This window comes from Pseudohongiella acticola (assembly GCF_001758195.1).
Taxonomy (GTDB): Bacteria; Pseudomonadota; Gammaproteobacteria; order Pseudomonadales; family Pseudohongiellaceae; genus Pseudohongiella; species Pseudohongiella acticola.
In genome coordinates this window covers 533,336-550,445 of sequence record NZ_MASR01000001.1, presented here as the reverse complement: position 1 = coordinate 550,445, position 17,110 = coordinate 533,336, and the positions used below count along the sequence as shown (strand labels likewise).

Annotated in this window: 15 protein-coding genes; 12 read left to right on the top strand and 3 right to left on the bottom strand. The window is 54.6% G+C overall.

Annotated features, from left to right (window positions below):
* Window positions 1–159: 159 nt before the first annotated feature.
* From PHACT_RS02425 to purT, 8 genes are all read left to right on the top strand, one after another.
* Entirely contained in the window at window positions 160–1,269 is a 1,110-nt protein-coding gene (locus tag PHACT_RS02425; RefSeq protein WP_070115750.1) for an ABC transporter ATP-binding protein, read from the top strand.
* Between the two features lie 30 nt (window positions 1,270–1,299).
* Window positions 1,300–2,376, top strand: coding sequence for an ABC transporter ATP-binding protein (locus tag PHACT_RS02420; RefSeq protein WP_070115749.1), 1,077 nt, complete (start codon window positions 1,300–1,302; stop codon window positions 2,374–2,376).
* Window positions 2,377–2,427: 51 nt separating this feature from the next.
* Window positions 2,428–3,321, top strand: a complete 894-nt coding sequence (locus PHACT_RS02415) for a carbohydrate ABC transporter permease (protein WP_070115748.1) — start codon at window positions 2,428–2,430, stop codon at window positions 3,319–3,321.
* 65 nt (window positions 3,322–3,386) lie between these two features.
* On the top strand, window positions 3,387–4,139 hold the full coding sequence (locus PHACT_RS02410) for a carbohydrate ABC transporter permease (RefSeq protein WP_397389513.1): 753 nt from the start codon (window positions 3,387–3,389) through the stop codon (window positions 4,137–4,139).
* A gap of 13 nt (window positions 4,140–4,152) precedes the next feature.
* Complete coding sequence (locus PHACT_RS02405) at window positions 4,153–4,434, top strand: DUF2160 domain-containing protein (protein WP_070115746.1); 282 nt, start codon at window positions 4,153–4,155, stop codon at window positions 4,432–4,434.
* A 25-nt stretch (window positions 4,435–4,459) separates the two neighbouring features.
* On the top strand, window positions 4,460–6,178 hold the full coding sequence (locus PHACT_RS02400) for an ABC transporter substrate-binding protein (RefSeq protein WP_070115745.1): 1,719 nt from the start codon (window positions 4,460–4,462) through the stop codon (window positions 6,176–6,178).
* Between the two features lie 10 nt (window positions 6,179–6,188).
* Entirely contained in the window at window positions 6,189–7,796 is a 1,608-nt protein-coding gene (locus PHACT_RS02395; RefSeq protein WP_070115744.1) for an N-acyl-D-amino-acid deacylase family protein, read from the top strand.
* A gap of 55 nt (window positions 7,797–7,851) precedes the next feature.
* The gene (purT, locus tag PHACT_RS02390) at window positions 7,852–9,069 is read left to right on the top strand and encodes a formate-dependent phosphoribosylglycinamide formyltransferase (RefSeq protein WP_070115743.1); all 1,218 of its coding nucleotides are present in this window, start codon (window positions 7,852–7,854) and stop codon (window positions 9,067–9,069) included.
* Between the two features lie 24 nt (window positions 9,070–9,093).
* On the opposite strand, the gene PHACT_RS02385 is transcribed toward purT, so the two are convergent.
* Both PHACT_RS02385 and PHACT_RS02380 read right to left on the bottom strand, forming a co-directional pair.
* On the bottom strand, window positions 9,094–9,753 hold the full coding sequence (locus PHACT_RS02385) for an O-methyltransferase (protein WP_070115742.1): 660 nt from the start codon (window positions 9,751–9,753) through the stop codon (window positions 9,094–9,096).
* Window positions 9,754–9,808: 55 nt separating this feature from the next.
* Complete coding sequence (locus tag PHACT_RS02380; protein ID WP_070115741.1) at window positions 9,809–11,137, bottom strand: sulfatase family protein; 1,329 nt, start codon at window positions 11,135–11,137, stop codon at window positions 9,809–9,811.
* 138 nt (window positions 11,138–11,275) lie between these two features.
* Here PHACT_RS02380 and PHACT_RS02375 point away from each other — a divergent pair, with 138 nt between their 5' ends.
* The 4 genes from PHACT_RS02375 to PHACT_RS02360 are packed head-to-tail and all read left to right on the top strand — an operon-like array spanning window position 11,276 to window position 15,999.
* Window positions 11,276–12,784, top strand: coding sequence for a Gfo/Idh/MocA family protein (locus tag PHACT_RS02375; RefSeq protein ID WP_070115740.1), 1,509 nt, complete (start codon window positions 11,276–11,278; stop codon window positions 12,782–12,784).
* A gap of 57 nt (window positions 12,785–12,841) precedes the next feature.
* Complete coding sequence (locus tag PHACT_RS02370; protein ID WP_070115739.1) at window positions 12,842–14,527, top strand: GMC oxidoreductase; 1,686 nt, start codon at window positions 12,842–12,844, stop codon at window positions 14,525–14,527.
* Between the two features lies 1 nt (window position 14,528).
* Complete coding sequence (locus tag PHACT_RS02365) at window positions 14,529–15,098, top strand: gluconate 2-dehydrogenase subunit 3 family protein (protein WP_070115738.1); 570 nt, start codon at window positions 14,529–14,531, stop codon at window positions 15,096–15,098.
* 40 nt (window positions 15,099–15,138) lie between these two features.
* On the top strand, window positions 15,139–15,999 hold the full coding sequence (locus PHACT_RS02360; RefSeq protein WP_070115737.1) for a sugar phosphate isomerase/epimerase family protein: 861 nt from the start codon (window positions 15,139–15,141) through the stop codon (window positions 15,997–15,999).
* Window positions 16,000–16,040: 41 nt separating this feature from the next.
* Here PHACT_RS02360 and PHACT_RS02355 read toward each other — a convergent pair whose 3' ends face one another.
* Window positions 16,041–17,021 carry a winged helix-turn-helix domain-containing protein gene (locus PHACT_RS02355; RefSeq protein WP_070115736.1) on the bottom strand — a complete coding sequence of 327 codons (981 nt, stop codon included), beginning with the start codon at window positions 17,019–17,021 and terminating at the stop codon, window positions 16,041–16,043.
* Between the last annotated feature and the right edge of the window lie 89 nt (window positions 17,022–17,110).

Here is a 17,110-nt window from a genome sequence, read left to right as displayed (position 1 = left end):
CAGGAGCTATTTGCAAGCGTAGTTCTGCATCAACAAGTTTTGTAATACAAGTACTGCAAATCATCAGTCTAATATGGTAATAATGCATGAGCAAAACAACTAATCAAAACAACAAGAACACATAACCATCTACAACAACGACAACAAACAGGGTAGGGGATGCTGGAACTGGCAGGCGTAAGCAGACGCGTGGACAACGAGGATCATATTCGTGATGTCAGTCTGCAATTGACGCGCGGATCAATGAATGTGCTGTTGGGGCCCACCCTGTCAGGTAAAACCAGTCTGATGCGGCTAATGGCGGGACTGGACAAACCCACCCGTGGCGATATCCTGCTGGACGGACGCAGCGTCCTCAACATCCCGGTGCAGAAGCGTCGCGTTGCCATGGTTTATCAGCAGTTCATCAATTATCCTACCCTGAGTATCTACGAAAATATCGCTTCCCCATTGCGGGTCGCCAGACTGGCGGCAGCCGACATCGATAAAAAAGTGCGTCATGCTGCTGATCTGTTGCGATTGACCGAGTTCCTGGACAAGCGGCCGGCGCAGTTGTCAGGTGGTCAGCAACAGCGCACGGCCATCGCCCGGGCGCTGGTCAAGGATTCCCAGCTGGTGTTGCTGGATGAGCCGCTGGCGAACCTGGATTACAAATTGCGTGAAGAATTGCGTCAGGAGTTACCCCGAATTTTTGCCGAGCTGGGCGCCATACTGGTGTATGCCAGTACAGAGCCCTCGGAGGCACTGCTATTGGGCGGAAACACCGCGACGATGCATCAGGGGCGAGTGACCCAGTTTGGCCGTACCATCGAAGTGTTCCATCACCCTAGTGACCTGATCACGGCAAAAACCTTCTCCGATCCGCCAATGAATACCGCGACGGTAGTTAAAGTGGGCGCCGAATTGCAGCTGGACCGTTTTGTCGTTGCCCTGTCGCCTCAGCAGGCGGCCTTGCCGGATGCCGAGTACACGCTGGCGCTGCGGCCATGGCACCTCTCCCTGGCCACAGGTGACGCCAAAAAACAGTGCGCAATTGAGGGCCAGGTGCGGGTCACAGAGATCACCGGCTCGGAAACCTATGTGCATCTGCAGGTGGCCGGGCGACCCTGGGTGAGTCTGACGCACGGCATTCGTCACCTGGCGGTTGATGCCGTCATGCCGCTGTATTTTTCATCCGACGATATTTATCTGTTTGATCGCAGCGGTCAACGGGTGCTGGCGCCCGGTGACGGGGTTCGCCCGACAGCAGCGAGTGCAACAGGGACATGAAACAGATGACAGACAACAGCACAGGCAGTCATGGCTAAAATTACACTCAATAACATTGCGCACTCTTATGATGGCGGCAACAGCTATGCCCTGAAAGCATTAACGCATGAATGGCATGACGGTGGCGCCTACGCCCTGCTGGGACCATCTGGCTGTGGCAAAACCACATTGCTGAATATCATATCAGGCCTGTTACAGCCCAGCGAAGGGCAGCTGTTATTCGACGATACCGATGTCGGAACCCTGCCCACAGAGCGGCGCAATATAGCCCAGGTGTTCCAGTTCCCGGTGTTGTACGACACCATGACCGTGGCAGAGAACCTGGCTTTTCCACTACGCAACCGCCGGGGGGCAGACAAACTGAGCGCCGCCGATATCAATGCGCGGGTACAACAGGCAATCGCCATGCTCGGCCTGGAATCTCTGGCCAATCGCAAAGCGCGTGGATTGAGCGCCGATGACAAACAGAAAATATCTTTGGGACGTGGGCTGGTGCGCACAGATGTCAATGCGATTCTGTTTGATGAACCCCTGACGGTCATTGATCCACATTTGAAGTGGCAGTTGCGCACCCAGCTCAAGCAGATTCACCGTCAGTTCGGTCACACCATGATTTATGTGACACATGACCAGACCGAAGCGCTGACCTTCGCTGACAAGGTTGTGGTGATGCTGGCCGGCGAAGTTGTGCAGATGGGCACGCCGCAGGAGTTGTTTGATACGCCGCAACATACCTTTGTCGGTCAATTTATCGGCTCACCCGGCATGAATGTATTGCCCTGCGAAGTGGCTGGCAATGAGGCCGTGATAGACGGTCGCCGGATCGCACTGGCGAGGCAGTATCCGGAGTTGTCCGGCGTAGTGGAGCTGGGGATTCGTCCGGAGTTTGTCCGTCTGGCTGACAATGGGCATGGCATGCCGGTACAGATAGTTGGTGTTGAAGACGTGGGCCGATACCGAATTGCGAGGGCGCAGCTGCAGCATCACCGGCTTGACATTATTGTACCCGAGCACCAGCCGATTCCCAGTGATCCTTGCGTGGAGTTCGACAGTGAGCGCATCAACATTTATCAGAACTCGCAGCTGGTGAGTGGGGCATCGATATGATAAAGCTATTTGTGAAATCCTGGAGCTGCTTGTGACACCCCGGAGCTATTTGTGAAACCGTATAACAACAAAGCCTGGTTTTTTGTGTTGCCTGTGCTGTTGCTGGTCGCGTTCAGCGCCATCATCCCATTGATGACGGTGGTGAACTATTCTGTGCAGGACTCCTTTGGCAATAACGAGTTCTACTGGGTGGGGCTGGAGTGGTTTCAGGAGGTGCTGGCATCAGAGCGCTTCCACAACTCACTGATGCGCAACCTGTTGTTCTCCGGCATCATTCTGTTGATAGAAATCCCGCTGGGCATTGCGGTAGCGCTGGCCATGCCCCGACGTGGCTGGGGAGTGTCGGTCTGCCTGGTATTGATGGCACTGCCATTGCTGATTCCCTGGAATGTGGTGGGGACCATCTGGCAGGTATTTGCCCGTGTCGATATTGGGCTGCTTGGGCATTCGCTGGCCGCACTCGGCGTAGATTACAATTACACGCAGGATACCTTTGATGCCTGGGTGACACTGATTGTCATGGATGTCTGGCACTGGACCAGCCTGGTGGTGCTGCTGTGTTATTCCGGTCTTGTCTCGATACCGGACGCCTATTATCAGGCGGCGCGTATTGACGGGGCATCGCGCTGGGCCGTGTTCAGGTACATTCAGTTACCCAAGATGCGCCGTGTGCTGGTCATTGCCGTGCTGTTGCGGTTCATGGATTCGTTCATGATCTACACCGAACCCTTTGTGGTTACCGGCGGCGGACCGGGCAATGCGACAACATTTCTCTCCATTGATCTGGTGCAAATGGCGATTGGTCAGTTTGATCTGGGGCCAGCGGCGGCCATGTCGCTGATTTATTTCCTGATCATCCTGTTAATCAGCTGGGTGTTCTATACCGTGATGACCCAGCAGGACAATGAGTCGGTTACCGATGGGCGACAGGGGGGCACGCAATGACACCGATCAGAACCTCTGCTGGTCGAAACACCTGGCTGGTGCCAACACTGTATATCGTGTTCCTGATGTTGCCGTTGTACTGGCTGCTGATGATGAGCTTCAAAACCAATCAGGAGATCCTGTCAACGTTCTCGTTTTGGCCGCAGGACTTTACGCTGCAGAATTACCAGACCATTCTGACGGACGCCAGCTGGTACAGTGGTTACATCAACTCCATGATTTATGTGGTGATGAACACGGTGATTTCGCTGGCAGTCGCTTTACCGGCGGCCTATGCGTTTTCCCGCTACCGGTTTCTGGGTGACAAGCATCTGTTCTTCTGGCTGTTGACCAATCGCATGGCACCACCGGCGGTGTTTGTGTTGCCATTCTTTCAGTTATATTCTGCTTTCGGGTTGATCGATGCGCACATCGCGGTGGCGCTTGCGCACTGTCTGTTCAATGTACCGTTGGCGGTCTGGATTCTGGAAGGCTTCATGTCCAGTGTGCCCAAGGAAATAGACGAAACCGCCTACATTGATGGTTATTCTTTTCCTCGTTTCTTTGGCAGGATATTCATGCCGCTGATCGCGTCGGGCATCGGCGTCGCGGCATTTTTCTGTTTCATGTTTTCGTGGGTGGAATTGCTGATTGCCCGTACATTGACAGTCACAGATGCCAAACCCATCTCTGCCATCATGACAAGGACTGTGTCGGCGTCCGGACTCGATTGGGGTGTGCTGGCAGCGGCCGGCGTATTGACCGTCATTCCCGGCGCCCTGGTTATTTATTTTGTTCGTCATCATATCGCCCGGGGATTTGCCCTCGGTCGGGTGTAAGGAGCGGGAGCCAATGGATCTATCGTGGATGGGCTGGACGACTCCAACCGCCATATTTTTTATTGTCATTGCCAGTCTGATTGCAGTGATGTGTGCCTGGGAAGTGGTCAGCCCAGGTGGTCAGCCACGCAAAGGTATTCTCCGGTTTGAAACCACGCGTGGCGACCGACTGTTTGTTACCCTGCTGGGCAGCGCCTTTATCAATCTGGCCTGGTTGGCCGTGTTCGGTTCGCCGTTATGGTGGGCATTGGTACTGTGCGCTTTTTTTGCACTGCTGGTTTTTCTGTTTGTATAGGTTTTTCTTTCCGAGGAGATGTTCCATGTTGCACAAAAAAACTGCTCTCTCTGTCATGGTCGGCGCCGCCAGCCCATTATTGCTTTTGGCAACATCACCCTTGCTGGCGGATACCGAAGCGGCTCAACGCTGGCTTGACGAGTTTCAGCCGTCGACGCTGAGCCGTGACCAACAGATGAGTGAAATGCAATGGTTTATTGAGGCTGCGCAGCCGTATCGTGGCATGGAAATAAAAGTTGTATCAGAGACGTTGACCACTCATGAATATGAAGCGCAGACGCTGGCCCGGGCGTTTACCGAGATCACCGGCATTGAAGTGACACATGACCTGATTGGTGAAGGCGATGTGGTAGAAAAACTGCAGACACAGATGCAGTCTGGGGAAAATATTTATGACGCCTATGTCAATGACTCTGACCTGATTGGCACCCACTTTCGTTATCAGCAGGTGCGCAACCTGACTGACTGGATGGCCGGCGAGGGCGCCAGCGTCACATCACCGACGCTGGATCTGGAAGACTTTATTGGTCTGTCGTTTACTACTGCGCCGGACGGCAAAGTATACCAGTTGCCAGATCAGCAGTTTGCCAACCTGTACTGGTTCCGTTACGACTGGTTCACGGATCCGGAGATCAAAGCGCAGTTCCAGGCCAAGTACGGATATGAATTGGGCGTGCCGGTGAACTGGTCAGCGTATGAGGATATTGCCGAATTTTTTACCAATGACATTGGCACCATCGACGGGCGCCGGGTTTATGGTCACATGGATTACGGCAAAAAGGATCCCTCACTGGGTTGGCGCTTTACTGATGCCTGGCTGTCGATGGCCGGTGCCGGGGATGTTGGTATCCCCAATGGCCTGCCGGTGGATGAGTGGGGCATTCGTGTTGATGGCTGCCGCCCGGTCGGCTCCAGTGTTGAGCGCGGCGGCGCCACTGACGGTCCGGCGGCGGTGTATTCGGTGACCAAGTACGTGGACTGGTTGCAGAAGTATGCGCCACCGGAGGCGGCTGGCATGGTGTTCAGTGAGGCCGGCCCGGTACCGGCCCAGGGCAACATCGCTCAGCAGATTTTCTGGTATACCACCTTTACTGCCGATATGGTGCGGCCCGGATTGCCGGTGATGAACGAGGACGGTACTCCCAAATGGCGCATGGCACCTTCGCCCCGCGGCGCGTACTGGGAAGAAGGACAAAAACTGGGTTACCAGGATGCCGGTGCCTGGACCCTGATGAAATCCACGCCGGCGGATCGCGCCAGTGCGGCATGGCTGTATGCGCAATTTGTAACCTCGAAAACAGTCTCATTAAAGAAAAGTCACGTGGGACTGACAGTTATTCGTGATTCTGATATTCGTCATGAAAGTTTCACCGAGCGGGCCGATGAGCTGGGCGGACTGGTTGAGTTTTACCGCTCGCCTGCGCGCCTGCAATGGACACCGACCGGCACCAATGTCGCGGACTATCCGCGTCTGGCTCAGTTGTGGTGGCAGAATATCGGAGATGCCGCATCCGGTGCCAAGACGCCTCAGGAAGCGCTGACCTCGCTGGCTGCGGATCAGGACCGTTTGATGCAACGACTGGAGCGCGCCAATGTGCTGGGAGAGTGTGGGCCGCAGCTGAATGAGCCGCAGAGCCGGGAATACTGGTTTGCCCAGCCCGGAGCCCCGAAACCGCCATTGGACAATGAAAAACCACAACCAATGACAATTGATTATGATGAGCTGGTGAAAAGCTGGCAATAAGGCAAATACCATGAATATACGCTATCTGATTGTTGCAGTGCTGCTGGCTTCCTGCTCGGCGGAACAGGAAGCGACTCCGGATCAGCCGCTGGATATTCTGCTGACCGGCGGCATGTTGTATACCGGCATGGATGCACCGCCGGTGGTTGGCGATATTGGCATCATTGACGACCGGGTAGTGGCCATTGGTTCGCTGTCCGGTCGTGAATCAGCGCTGACCCTGGATGTGTCCGGGCTGGCAGTGATGCCGGGATTTGTTGATATACACAGTCACGCCGTGCGCGATGATCTCAACGATGGCATTTTTCGCTGGCCGGATGCCGAGAACCTGATACGCCAGGGTGTGACCACCATCGTGGGTGGGCCTGATGGCAGTTCACCGCTACCCATCACGGATACCTTTGATGCATTGGAAGCGGCCCCGGCCTCGGTCAACTTCGCGACCTTTGTCGGCCATGGCTCGATTCGTGGTCTGGTCGTAGGTGAAGATGACCGGCCAGCAACCGAAGAGGAGCTGAATCTGATGCGGGAACAGGTCAGGCTGGCAATGGAGTCAGGTGCCTTCGGCCTGTCGTCCGGGCTGATCTATGCGCCGGGCAGGTTTGCCCAGACCGAAGAGGTTGTGGAATTGGCGAAAGTTGCCGGCGAGTATGACGGTATCTACATCAGCCATATGCGTGAAGAAGGCCTGGCCGTGCTGGACAGTGTCAACGAGACCATACGTATCGGCGAAGAAGGTGGTCTGCCTACCCAGATTACGCATCACAAGATTGTTGGCGCACCGATGTGGGGGCGCTCTGAAGACACCCTGCGGCTGGTTGATGAAGCGCTGGCGCGCGGTGTTGATGTGTCCATTGACCAGTATCCCTATACTGCATCGTCGACCAGCCTGACCATTCTGTTTCCGGGCTGGAGCCTGGACGGCGGCCGTGACGCGTTGCTTGCACGTATGGAAGACTCAGAGCAACGGCAGCGTCTTAAGGACGCCATTGTTTACAACATTGAAGTGGATCGGGGAGGTGATGATCCGGCCAATGTGGGCATTGCCAACTGCCCGCATGACAACACGCTTAATGGTCTGAACCTGAGTGAAATTCTGCGCTTGCAGGAGCGCGATGTCAGCCACCAGAATGCCGCTGAATTGCTGATGGAACTGGTCTATGCCGGCAACTGCAGCGCCGTGTTCCATGCCATAGACGAAGATGACATGCGCAACATCATGCGTCACGACCGCACCATGATCGCGTCCGACGGTGGCATTGAAGGTCCGTCTGAGCGCGTGCCGCATCCGCGCAACTATGGCACCTTTGCCCGTGTACTGGGCCACTTTTCCCGTGATGAGCGTGTATTCGCCCCGCATACAGCGATTCACAAAATGAGCATGAAACCCGCCGATCGAATTAATCTGTATGATCGTGGCCGTCTGGAAGTAGGCGCTATGGCTGATGTTGCCGTAATCGATCTGACAACCGTATTAGATCGCTCAACATTCGACGCTCCGCATCGTTACGCCCAGGGTGTTGAGCATGTGTTTGTGAATGGCCGTCCGGTCTTGCTGAATGGCGACATGACCGGTGAACTGCCGGGCAGAGTGCTGCTGTCGAGTGACTATCGATGAGCCCGCCTGAAGCTTTCGCAGTCTCGATGATTTACCGTAATTTCCGGGGAAACTGATGTCTCGCAAACCTGATCAAGAAAATCTTTCTGACACCGTTACACTGGGCACACCGCTAGCAACCAACGCCACGCGCGTGATGTTTCTGGGCAGTGGCGAACTGGGCAAAGAAGTTGTCATTGAACTGATGCGTTTTGGCTGTGAAGTCATTGCCGTGGATCGATATGCCAATGCGCCGGCCATGCAGGTGGCGCATCGCAGCCATGTCATCAATATGCTCGACGGTGTTGCTCTGCGGTCTCTGGTGGAACAGGAAAGGCCGCACCTGGTGGTGCCGGAGATTGAAGCCATTGCCACTGACGAGTTGGTGAAACTGGAGGCAGAAGGCTGGCATGTGATTCCGTCGGCGCGGGCGGCACAGTTGACCATGAACCGGGAAGGCATTCGTCGACTGGCAGCCGAAGAGCTGGGATTATCGACCTCACCCTATCAGTTCGCTGATACCAGAGAACAATATCTGAAAGCCGTTGATCAGGTGGGTCTGCCCTGTGTTATCAAACCCATCATGTCGTCGTCAGGAAAAGGCCAGAGTCTGGTCACGTCGACTGATGATATCGCACGCGCCTGGGATTACGCACAGTCGGGTGGTCGCAGCGGACAGGGTAAAGTGATCGTTGAAGGTTTTGTCGACTTTGATTACGAGATTACTTTGTTGACCGTCCGCCACCGCGACGGCACCAGTTTCTGTGCACCGATTGGACATCGCCAGGAAAAAGGTGACTACCGCGAATCCTGGCAACCACAGGCCATGAGCCAGGTGGCGTTGGCGGAGGCACAGCGAATTGCCGCTTCAGTGACGAAGTCGCTGGGTGGTTTTGGCCTGTTCGGTGTTGAATTATTCGTCAAAGGTGACAATGTCTACTTCAGTGAGGTGTCGCCTCGCCCTCATGATACCGGTCTGGTCACACTGATTTCGCAGAACCTGTCCGAGTTTGCATTGCATGCCCGCGCCATTCTGGGTTTGCCGATTCCGGTGATCCGGCAGCTGGGTCCATCGGCATCGGCGGTGCTACTGGTCGCGGGCGACTCGGAAGATATGCAATACAGCAATCTGCAATTGGCGCTGTCGGAGCCGGATACCGACCTGCGTTTGTTTGGCAAACCTGAAGTGCGTGGCGAGCGACGTTTGGGTGTGGCACTGGCGCGCGCTGACGATACCGATGCCGCAGTCAGTAAAGCACTGCGGGCAGTAGACTGCATCAAGGTCGCACTTTAATGCAGCATGTCGGCAGCAAGCTGGTCATTGTTTGTAAACCATGTGAATACCGTCGCCAATGGGCACCAGGCTGCTGTTGACCCGGTTATCGGCGGCGATCTTTTTGTTCAGCGCCTGAATGGCCCGGGTGTCGCCATCCGTGCTGTCAGAATCAAGCACCTGGCCGTACCACAGGCAGTTATCTATCATCATCAGCCCGCCCGGGCGCAGCAGTTTGAGTGATTGTTCATAGTAGTCGTCGTACGCCGTTTTATCAGCATCAATGAACACAAAATCATACTGCCCAACGTCACCCGCATCGAGCAGTGCCGCCAGTGTGTCGGAAGCAGGTGCCAGACGCAGATCAATACGGTCAGCGACGCCCGCCTGTTGCCAGTAGCGACGGGCAATGCTCGTCCACTCTTCGCTCAGATCACAGGCGATAATGGTTCCGCCGGGTGACAGGGCCTGTGCGGTGACCAGTGTGCTGTACCCAGTGTATACGCCGATCTCAATACATCGTTGTATCTGCATACTGCGCAGCACAGTGTTCATGAAGCGCGCCTGCTCGTGTGAGATCTGCATCTGAGCATCTTCCAGTTGCGCCGTCTCTGCAAACAGTGCGTTCAGAACGGGTTGTTCCTGTTCAAGATGCTCATTGATATAGTTGTTTATTGCTTCGTCTACCTGTATCCATCGTGACATGTCTGCCTCCTGGCCTTTGTCTTTGTGGCCAGTTTAGCAGCTGTCGCGGCGCCGGTCAGGGTAGAATCCACATGGCATCGAGCACCGATGTGTCCAGCGCTTGCTGTGCCTGCTCCAGATGTGTGCGAAGCCGATTCACGACTTCCGGGTTTTCCCGGGCATAGCTGTAGGTTTCACCCGGATCCAACTGCAGATCGAATAACAGACCTGTCGGCGCATAGTAGGAATCGGCATGATCAAAACTGGTGATGACGCTACGGTAGGAGGATTCCACCACCAGCTTCCATTTGCCACTGCGAACACCGGCGATGCGATCATTCTGGAACAGAAACAGGGCTTCGTGTGGGCTTTCTGCGCCCTCACTCAGCATGGGCATTATATCTTTGCCGTCAATCGGGCGATCGGCCGGCAGATCACCACCGGCCAATTTGATCAAAGTGGGAAGCAGGTCGATATTCATGGCAGCCTCATTGCTGACCTGGCCGGCAGGAATCATGGCGGGCCAGCGCGCGATAAAGGGGACTCGCATGCCACCTTCCCAGGACGAACCCTTGCGGTCGCGCAGTTGCCCGACGCTGCCCTCAAACCATGGGCCATTGTCGGAGGTGAAAATAACCAGGGTATTGTCATCCAGCCCCAGCTCTGCAAGTGTTGTCAGTATCTGACCAGTGCTCCAGTCAAGCGTTTCTACGGTATCACCGTAAAGCCCGGCGTCGGATTGTCCTGCAAACGGCGCCGCTGTATGCAAGGGTGTGTGCGGGAAGGTATGCGGCAGGTACAGGAAAAAAGGCTGGTCGCGATTATCGTTGATAAAATTCACCGCCTGCGCGGTATAACGTTCCGTCAGTGTTGACTGGTTGACCGGGTCTTCAATGACGTCAGTGTTGTCATACAACTGCAGCGGGTGCATGTCATTGCTGTGTAGCAAACCAAAAAAGCTGTCGAATCCATAATGCAGTGGTGAGTACTGAGGCTGGCTGCCCAGATGCCATTTGCCAATCAGACTGGTGCTGTAACCCAGGTCCTTAAGTATACGGGCGATGGTGATTTCTTCGCGTGCCAGTCCGATGTTATTGGTCGGTCGTGCAACGTCCGCCGTCAGGCCCAGTCGAACTGGATAACGTCCTGTTAGCAGACCGCCACGTGAGGGTGTACAGATGTTGGCACTGGCATAGAAACTGTCCAGCCGGATGCCTTCATTGCTCATACGGTCCAGGTTGGGCGTTTCTATCAGCGATGCGCCATAGGCTCCAATATCACCGTAACCCAGGTCGTCGGCCATGATGACAATAATATTGGGAGGTGTGTTGCCAGTTGCCTGCTGACAGGCAGTGATTGTGCCGGCGCTGACAATCAGCATAAACAGGGAAAGTGCTCGTAACATGGTCGTTGTCCTGACGGAGGAGATCGATAAAACAATATCACAATGAAGGATTTAAAAGTCACTAACTTGTGATGGACGTAGGAAGTTCAGCGGTTTATGCTCAGGTACACCGTATGATCAAAAATACAGGTCACCATTATGAGTGAAACTGATAATAACAATAATTCAGATCAATCAGAGGGTGTGAGCTTCACCCGTCGTCGTTTGCTGAAACGTGGGGCAACGACGGCCGCTGGTATCCTGATTGTGCCGAGTTTTGTCGTTAGCGGGCTGGGTCACACCGCGCCCAGTGATCGGCTTAACATTGCGGGCGTGGGCGTTGGCGGACGTGGCTTCAGTGTGCTTCAGGCGATGGCCGACGATGCCAGCATAGTTGCCTTGTGTGATGTCGACTGGCGTTATGCACAGCGTTGCTTTGACCGGTTTCCCAATGCGTCGAAATTTTGGGACTGGCGGGTGATGTATGAAGAAATGCTAAATGATATTGATGCGGTGGTAGTGGCGACATCTGATCATTCGCATGCAGCTGTTGCCGCCTATGCCATGAGCCTTGGCAAACACGTCTATGTGGAAAAGCCATTGACCCATACGGTGTACGAGTCACGTTTGCTGACACGCCTGGCAGCGCACTATCGGGTTGCCACTCAGATGGGTAACCAGGGTGCCTCAGCCGAGGGTGTAAACCTGATGGTGGAGTGGGTCAGGAACGGAGAAATCGGTGAGGTAAACCATGTCGAAGCGTTTACCGACAGACCCATCTGGCCCCAGGGCATCAATACACCAAAAGTAGCCATGCCGATTCCGGATACCATGAACTGGGATCTGTTTATCGGACCGGCGCGCATGCGGCCGTATCATGATATTTACACACCCTGGAACTTTCGTGGATTCTGGGACTTTGGTACCGGCGCACTGGGCGATATGGCCTGTCACATCGTGCATCCGGCCTTCAAGGCACTGGAGTTGGGTTACCCCACACAGGTACAGGGTAGCTCGACCTTACTGCTTCAGGACAGCGCGCCGGCAGCGCAAAAAGTGTCCTTGTCCTATCCACAGCGTGAAAGCAGTTTTGGTCGGCTGCCTGCGGTCAAACTGGACTGGTACGACGGCGGTCTGCAGCCGCTGCGACCTGCGGGCTGGCCGGCAGGTCGCAGCATGAATCACCGTGGTGGTGGGGTGTTATTTCACGGCAGCAAAGACACGCTGGTATGCGGGTGTTATGGAGCGGATCCATGGCTATTGTCAGGGCGTCAGCCTGCAGTTGCGCAGACTGAGCGACGTGTCGACAGTAATCACTATCTTGACTGGATCCGCGCCTGCAAGGAGAGTCCAGACTCACGGACTGAAACCAAGTCCGCGTTCCACGAATCGGGACCGTTTAATGAAACGGTGGTGATGGGGGTGCTGGCAGTGCGCTTGCAAGCGCTTAACAAAGCACTGGATTGGGACGGCGATAATATGCGTTTTGCCAATATTAACGCCAATGACGAGTTGACCATCATTACTGAGGAAGGTTTCAGTATCACCGACGGGCGACCGTCATTTTCGCGGCCACGCACAGCGCCGCTCAATGCCAGTGCGTTTGCTGAGGGGCTGATCCGTACGCGGTATCGTGATGGCTGGTCGCTGCCGCCCATGCCGAGTTGATCTCCCGTTTCGAATAAAAATCCGGTTGATTCCATAACAATAACGTACAGGAAATTTATGAATCACAATGAATATGACGCAATCGTGGTTGGCTCAGGTATCAGTGGTGGCTGGGCTGCCAAGGAGCTAACCGAGAAAGGCCTCAAAGTCATCATGCTGGAGCGGGGTCGAAGCCTGGAGCATATAAAGGATTACGTTAACGAGAATAAGGAAATCTGGGAGTTTCCGCATCGTGATATGCGCACCCAGGAAATGATCGAGAATTATCCTGTGCTGCGTCGCGACTATCCGCTGAATGAACAGACACTGGGTAGCTGGACCAACGAGCAGGATTCGCCCTATGAGGAGATTCAGCGCTTTGACTGGTATCGATCCTATCAGGTTGGCGGCCGGTCACTGTTGTGGGGGCGACAAAGCTATCGCTGGAACAAAATGGATTTTGCCGCCAATCTGCGTGAAGGTATCGCCGTTGATTGGCCGATTCGGTATGAAGACCTGGCACCCTGGTATGACTATGTTGAAGGGTTTGCCGGGATCAGTGGGTCAAAAGAAGGGCTTGAGGTGTTGCCAGACGGGAATTTCCTGCCGCCCATGGATCTGAACTGCGTCGAAAAAGATGTTGCCGCCCGAATCAAGTCTCACTTTAATGGCGATCGGCATTTATTTATTGGTCGCGTCGCCAATATCACCGAGTCCCGGCCTGAACAGAATCGGGTGCAGTGTCAGTACCGAAACCGCTGCTGGCGGGGCTGTTCCTTTGGCGCCTTTTTCAGTACCCAGTCGACAACGTTGCCGGCCGCGATGGCGACAGGCAATCTGACTCTGCGGCCGTTTTCAATTGTGACACGTGTGTTGTATGACAAGGACACCAAACGCGCTACCGGTGTTGAGGTGGTGGATGCGGAAACCAATGAAGTTATCGAATACAAGGCCAAAGTGGTGTTTCTCAATGCCTCCGCCTTTAATTCAACCTGGATTCTGATGAACTCCGCCACGGATGTCTGGCCCGATGGCCTGGGCAGTAGCAGCGGTGAGCTGGGTCATAATGTGATGGACCATCACTTCCGTCTGGGTGCATCAGGCCGCGTAGAAGGCTATGAAGATAAATACTACTATGGCCGGCGACCCAATGGGTTTTATGTGCCTCGTTTCCGCAATGTCGGCAATGACCAGCGTGATTATGTGCGTGGTTTTGGTTATCAGGGTTCGGCCAGCCGCACTGGCTGGAGTCGTGATATCAGTGAATTGAATGTGGGTGCCGATTTTAAGCAGGCGCTGACCCAGCCGGGTGACTGGACCATAGGCATGACCGCGTTTGGTGAAATGTTGCCCTATCATGAGAATCGAATTTTTCTTAATCGGAACAGAACCGACAAGTGGGGACTGCCAATCCTTGCCTTTGACGTCAGCATTAAGGAAAACGAGTTTGCCATGCGTAAGGACATGGTGGCCGATGCGATGGAGATGCTGGAGGCGGCTGGTGTCAAAGAGGTTCGCGGTCGTGATTCGGGTTATGCGCCGGGCATGGGTATCCATGAAATGGGCACGGCCAGAATGGGCCGCGACCCGGCAACGTCGGTGTTGAATGCACACAACCAGGTATGGGATGCGCTGAATGTTTTTGTCACCGATGGAGCCTGTATGACTTCAGCGTCGTGCGTAAATCCTTCCCTGACCTATATGGCATTGACCGCACGAGCGGCAGACTATGCGGTGGCCGAATTAAAAAGAGGAAACCTGTGACATGAACAGACGTGAACTGTTAACAATGATAATGTCCGCGACCGGTTATGCCATGGTTGGCAGCCCTGTGCTTCTCGCCGGCTGCACCAGCGCGAGCGGCGCCAGAAACACCGGCAACCTCAGTAGCGATCCGAACGTGTCGCCACTGATTGCTGAAATAGCCGAGACCATTATTCCTCGTACCGACACGCCTGGTGCCAAGGACGCAGCGGTAGCGCCGTTCATGATCAAAATAGTCGAAGACTGTTATGACAGCGAAGATCAGACGGTTTTTTATCAAGGCCTGGAGGCGTTTCGGGAACTGTGCCAGGTACGTTTTGGCCAGGATTTTGCTGAGCTGTCAGATCAGCAACGCACCGAATTCCTGCGCGAACTGGATCAGGTGGCGAGAAGTTATCCGCGCGCGCCTGACAGTCCGGTGCATTATTTTGTCATGCTTAAACAACTCACGTTGTTTGCCTATTTTACCTCCGAAATTGTGCAGACCCAGGTGCTGAGGCTGGTGCCCGTTCCCGGCCGATACGACGGCTGCTACCCCTATCAGAAGGGTGACACAGCCTGGGCAATCTGATTACCACCCGTTACTTTTCCTGCTATTGGAGTCATTGCAGATGCAAAGAAGAAAATTTCTGAAAATGAGCGCCGCCGCTGCCGGCTTGAGTCAACTGGCCTTGCTGCGTTGTTCGTCCGAAGCTGCACAGAGCAACTACCCATTCGGTATTCAGCTTTACAGTTTGCGCGCCGACATGCCGGCAGACCCTGATGGCGTGCTTCAGCAGCTCGCCCAATTCGGGTATCGGCAAATACAGAGTTATGAAGGGCCCTCGGGCATGTTCTGGGGGCATTCACCGGAAAGTTTTGGTCGCTATGTACGCGACCTGGGTATGGATCCGGTCGCCAGTCACTGCAGTATTGAGGAGGATTTTGAGCGTAAAGCAAATGAGGCAGCAGAAGCCGGCATGCAGTATCTGATCTGTCCGCTGATTGGCGCGCAGGCGTCACTGGATGATTATCGCCGTTTTGCTGACCGCTTTAATCGGTGCGGTGAAATCTGTCGTGAGGCTGGACTCCGATTCGCATACCACAATCACCATTATACGTTTTTTGAGCTGAACGGCGAGATACCGCACGATGTGCTGATGCAGAATACAGATCCCGAACTGGTCGATTTTGAACTGGACATATTCTGGCTGGTGGCTGCCGGGCAGGATCCGCTAACGTGGATTCGTAAATACCCGGGTCGATTCGCATTTTCACACGTCAAGGATCGATTGCCGAACATGCCGGCGGATTCGTTCACTGCGTCTACCACGTTGGGTCAGGGGGTCATTGATTACCCCGGCATTCTGCCGGTTGCCTACGAGCATGGTATGCGCTTTTTTATGGTGGAGCAGGAATCCTATGCCGGTACCACGCCCCTGGAAAGCGCGCAGGACAATGCCGTTTATATGCGGCAGTTTGAGTACACCTGAGCGCACGCATACACAGAGAGATTGAATTGCCGGGCTCGGGGTTAGGCCTGTATCAGCTGCTGGCTGACGGTTCTGGCAATTTTTGCCTGCATTCTCAGAGGCGATTCAAGTTCTGCCTCAAAGCTTCCGCTCCAGATAAGACTGGCGCTCTGTGTGTCGATCAGTTGCAGAACGATTCTGGCCTGGCGCTGATAAATGCGTACATTGCCGCCCAGCACAAACTCGGGATTTGATAATGCACTGCCCAGTTGATGCACGACCTGAAACATGGGCTGTTGCGTTATTTCATGTTGCAGATCTGCCGTCAACCCGGCCGCAAACGCCTCCGTCTCTGAGTCCTCAGTTAACGCCGTTAACGGCTGCAGAAATATTTGCCGTACCTGGTTGTCGTCGATTTTGTCAGCGTCCAGCACGGTGTGCATTGTTGCCAGTTCACGTCGTAAAGCTGATTGTGAGTTAAACGCTGGCGTGGGCTGCTGTGTAACTGCAACAGTGTCGAGATCGTACTGACGCCAGCCGTGATAAGTGGTCACGCTTATCACGGCAAGCAGCAGTGCCATAGTTTTTACGCGAACGCCATTCGCAGTCATGAAAAACCGCGACCATGTCTGAAATAAGGTTGGCAGCGCCTGTATCGACCAGGGCGTTCTGGACGGGTTGGCAGACGAGGGCTGCGAAATTGATGCCACCGGCATGACAAAAAGGTAGCCCCGCTTTGGCACGGTCTGGATATAGCGACGGCTGCGTCCACTGTCACCGAGCAGACTGCGGAGCTCGGATATCGCTCGTGTCAGCACTTCGTCGTTGACCACCACTCGCGGCCACACCTGGCTCAGTAATTCTTCCCGGGTGACCAGATTGCCCCGGGATTTTATCAGGCATAACAAAACAGCGATGACTTTGGGTTCGGCATGCTGGGGGTGTCCGTCCTTGATCAGTAAACCCGGGCCAGCGCTAAACTGCCAGTCGCCAAATTGGTACAGCGTGTTGTCGTGTTTGCTTGATGAATCTGACAATGTCATGGTTTGACCCTGATCTTTATTGCCTTAATAAACGGCAATTTGACCGAGTCGTCAATACCCGAACACAAAAACGAAGGTTTTCCGAAGCT